The sequence below is a fragment of the Caulobacter sp. D5 genome, assembly GCF_003185805.1.
In the GTDB taxonomy this organism is placed as follows: Bacteria; Pseudomonadota; Alphaproteobacteria; order Caulobacterales; family Caulobacteraceae; genus Caulobacter.
Genome location: NZ_QHJY01000384.1, coordinates 1 through 3,215, shown reverse-complemented (window position 1 = coordinate 3,215; position 3,215 = coordinate 1). Strand labels below are relative to the sequence as shown.

The window sequence follows — 3,215 nt, the reverse complement described above, 5'->3', positions numbered from 1 at the left end:
GCGCGGGCCGCCCCGGAAGGCGGCCAGCACCACCGGCGCGAACACCAGCACCCGCAGCTGCGGCGGGCCGGTGAACACCAGCCACGAGATCAGGCCGATCGCCGCCAGGCCGAAGGTCGGCTCCAGCCAGCCGCGCACCGGGAAGGCCTCGGCGTGACGGCGGTCCATCAGGATCAGTATGGTCGGCAGGGCCACGGCCACGCCCAGCACGTTGCTGGTGGTCCAGCCGCTCCAGCCGGTCCAGAAGCCGCCGCCCTCGGCCATCGAGGCCAGGCCGTTGACGCCGATCGAGGTCACGGCCGTGAACGCCGCCGACACCACGGTCAGCACCAGCAGGCCGCGCATGCCGCGCACCCGTCCGGGCAGGCGCAGCAGCCGCAGGGCCACGGCGGTGGCGGTGATCTGCACGGCGTCCAGCGCCGTCACCGCCACGGCGAAGGCCGACGACTTGCTGGTCAGCAGGCTGAGCGCCAGATGCAGCAGGGTGCACACCACCAGCAGCCCGACGCCCCGGCGGCGGTCCAGCACCATCAGCCCGGCGATCAGCACGGCGTTGGCCGTCCAGATGGTGGCGATCTCCTGGGCCGCGCCGGTCAGGAACAGGCTGTAGGCCATCGACGCCAGATAGGCGATCGTCAGCCCTACGGGCCGGCGCCAGCGGCGCAGAGCCCATCGGCGCGCATCGGCGCGATCGATCGCGATGTCGAGGCGGTCGGTCCCCACGATATCCCCCAGCGCGCCCGGGGCCGAAGAGGGGGCCAGGGGCGCGGTCTGGCCGTACAATGCGGACGAAACGTCGGTTTTTGGTTAAGTGCGCTGACGCGGGGGAGGTTGCGGGGGCGTTGGGCGCGGCCCTCCCTTCCGTCGTCATCCCGGCCGAAGCGCAGCGTAGAGCCGGGACCCAGGGGACCGGGCGCGGCGTTTGGGTTCGCCGCCCGCCCGCCATCTCCCTGCGCTTGGCCCCTGGGTCCCGGATAAGCCCTGCGGGCTTTCCGGGATGACGAAGGGGGATGGCCTACCCCCGCACGAACAGGTTCCGGATCCACTGCGAGCCGGCCTTGGCCGCCTGGCCCCAGTCCTCGTCGTCTTCGACCGCGTCTTGAGCATAACCCCAAGGATTGAACACCTTCAGCCGCGCGACCTTGAAGGCGGCGACGTCGCGGGTGACCAGGGTCAGGCCGTGCTCCAGGGCGGTGGCGGCCAGCAGGGCGTCGCGGGGATCGGCCAGGGGCACGCGCGAGCGGGTCCGCGCCACGGCGGCGTCCACCGCCAGGATGCGGCCCTCGAAGGCGGGGCCGACCTGCTCGTCCAGCCAGGTCCGCAGGGCCTTGCCGGCGATCTTGTCGCGCCGCTCGGCCTGGGCGACCTCGGCCTCCAGCTCCAGCAGGGTGATCGCCGAGATGAACAGGCCCGAGCGGGCCACGCCCGCCGCCCAGCGCGCCAGGCCCGGATCGGTGCGCCCGGCCCTGGCCCCGCGCAGCTCCAGCACGATCTCGGTGTCGAGCAGGTGCATCAGCCGCGCTCCGGTGTCGCGGGCGCCCGGCCCCAGGCGGCCGACGACTTGCCCGGTCGCGCCTCCGCCGGGACCGGCTCGTCCAGGGCCAGCAGGTCGACGATGGTCTCGGCCTGGCCGGCCAGCTTGCGATAGGCCTCGACGCTCATCAGCACGTGGGTGGCCCGGCCGCGGTCGGTGACGAACACCGGCTCGATTCTCGCCGCGCGCTTGGCCGCGCTGACGTCCTGATTGAACGCGCGGCTGCTGACCACCTTCATGAAGCGTCCGCTCCCGACCCGAAATGACAGGGCTGTCGTGTAGGTACGTACCTACATAGTGGCGTTCGGGCAACGGATAATTCGTCAGGGAAAACAATCGAAAGCCGGGCGGCCGGGATCAACCTCCGACGCATTGCGCATTGGTCAGATCTCTGCGCGGCATAGGGGCAAGCGGCGCGCCGCAAAGAAACGATCCTAGGGGGAACGAACCGGTGTCAGACCTGATCGCGCAGACCATCGCCACGGCGACGGACCTGCTCAACGCCCACGGCCCGGCCACGAAAGCCGCGGCCAAGAGCTTCACGCCCACCGATTTCAGCGTGCACTTCTTCCTGCAGCTGGCCGTCATCGTGCTGGCCTGCCGCGTCGTCGGCTGGCTGGGCCAGAAGCTGCTCAAGCAGCCCCAGGTGGTGGGCGAGATGATCGCCGGCGTGGTGCTTGGCCCGTCGCTGCTGGGCCTGCTGTTCCCCGACTTCCAGCTGGCCCTGTTCCCCAAGGAGACCAAGAACGTCCTGTACGTCGGCGCCCAGCTGGGCGTGGGCCTCTACATGTTCATGGTCGGCACCAGCTTCCAGGCCGGCCACTTCAAGGCCAAGGCCAAGAGCGCGATGAGCGTGTCGTTCGCCGGCATCGCCGCGCCGTTCCTGATCGCCGCCGCCATCACCCCGTTCCTGCTGAAGGTGCCGGGCCTGTTCGCCCCGACCATCGGCCAGGGTCCGGCCACCCTGTTCATGGGCGCCTGCATCGCCCTGACCGCCTTCCCGATGCTGGCCCGGATCATCAACGAGCGGGGCCTGGCCAAGACGTCGCTGGGCACCCTGTCGCTGACCGCCGGCGCCTTCGACGACGCGGTCTCCTGGTGCGTGCTGGCGGTGGTGCTGGCCACCTTCGGCGGCGGCCCGGGCGTGGCCCTGCTGGCCATCGGCGGGGGCCTGGCCTGGGTGGCCTTCGTCGTCCTGCTGGGTCCGAAGATCCTGGCCCCGCTGGGCCGCATCGTCGAGCGCGAGGGCGAGATGAGCACGGGCGTCCTGGCCCTGGTCATCCTGGCCTTCTGCATCTCGGCCTTCCTGATGGACGCCGTCGGCATCCACGCCATCTTCGGCGGCTTCATCCTCGGCGTGGTCATGCCGCGCGGCAAGCTGGTCGAGGAGCTGAAGAAGAAGGTCGAGCCGCTGGCCGTCGTGCTGCTGCTGCCGATGTTCTTCACCTATTCGGGCCTCAACACCCGGATGGACATGGTCAACTCGCCGACCCTGCTGCTGATCGCCCTGGGGATCCTGGCCGCCTCGATCCTGGCCAAGTGGGGCGCCTGCTACGTCGCCGCCCGCGCCACCGGCGAGAACCACGCCACCGCCATGGGCATCGGCGCCCTGATGAACTCGCGCGGCCTGATGGAGCTGATCATCATCAACATCGGCCTGCAGAAGGGCATCATCGGCCCG

At 70.6% G+C, this 3,215-nt stretch carries 4 protein-coding genes; 1 reads left to right on the top strand and 3 read right to left on the bottom strand.

The window, feature by feature from the left end; translation table 11 throughout:
* The 3 genes from DMC18_RS21585 to DMC18_RS21575 form a co-directional block, all read right to left on the bottom strand.
* On the bottom strand, positions 1-723 hold a 723-nt coding region (locus DMC18_RS21585), incomplete at its 3' end, for an MASE1 domain-containing protein (RefSeq protein WP_199232605.1).
* A 292-nt stretch (positions 724-1,015) separates the two neighbouring features.
* The gene (locus tag DMC18_RS21580; RefSeq protein ID WP_110133299.1) at positions 1,016-1,513 is read right to left on the bottom strand and encodes a type II toxin-antitoxin system VapC family toxin; all 498 of its coding nucleotides are present in this window, start codon (positions 1,511-1,513) and stop codon (positions 1,016-1,018) included.
* Positions 1,513-1,773: a type II toxin-antitoxin system Phd/YefM family antitoxin gene (locus DMC18_RS21575; protein WP_110133298.1), complete on the bottom strand. Its 261-nt coding sequence runs from the start codon at positions 1,771-1,773 to the stop codon at positions 1,513-1,515. Before DMC18_RS21575 ends, DMC18_RS21580 begins: the two co-directional genes overlap by 1 nt.
* A 212-nt stretch (positions 1,774-1,985) precedes the next feature.
* Here DMC18_RS21575 and DMC18_RS21570 point away from each other — a divergent pair.
* Positions 1,986-3,215: cation:proton antiporter (locus DMC18_RS21570; protein ID WP_110133297.1), on the top strand; the 1,230-nt coding region annotated here is incomplete at its 3' end.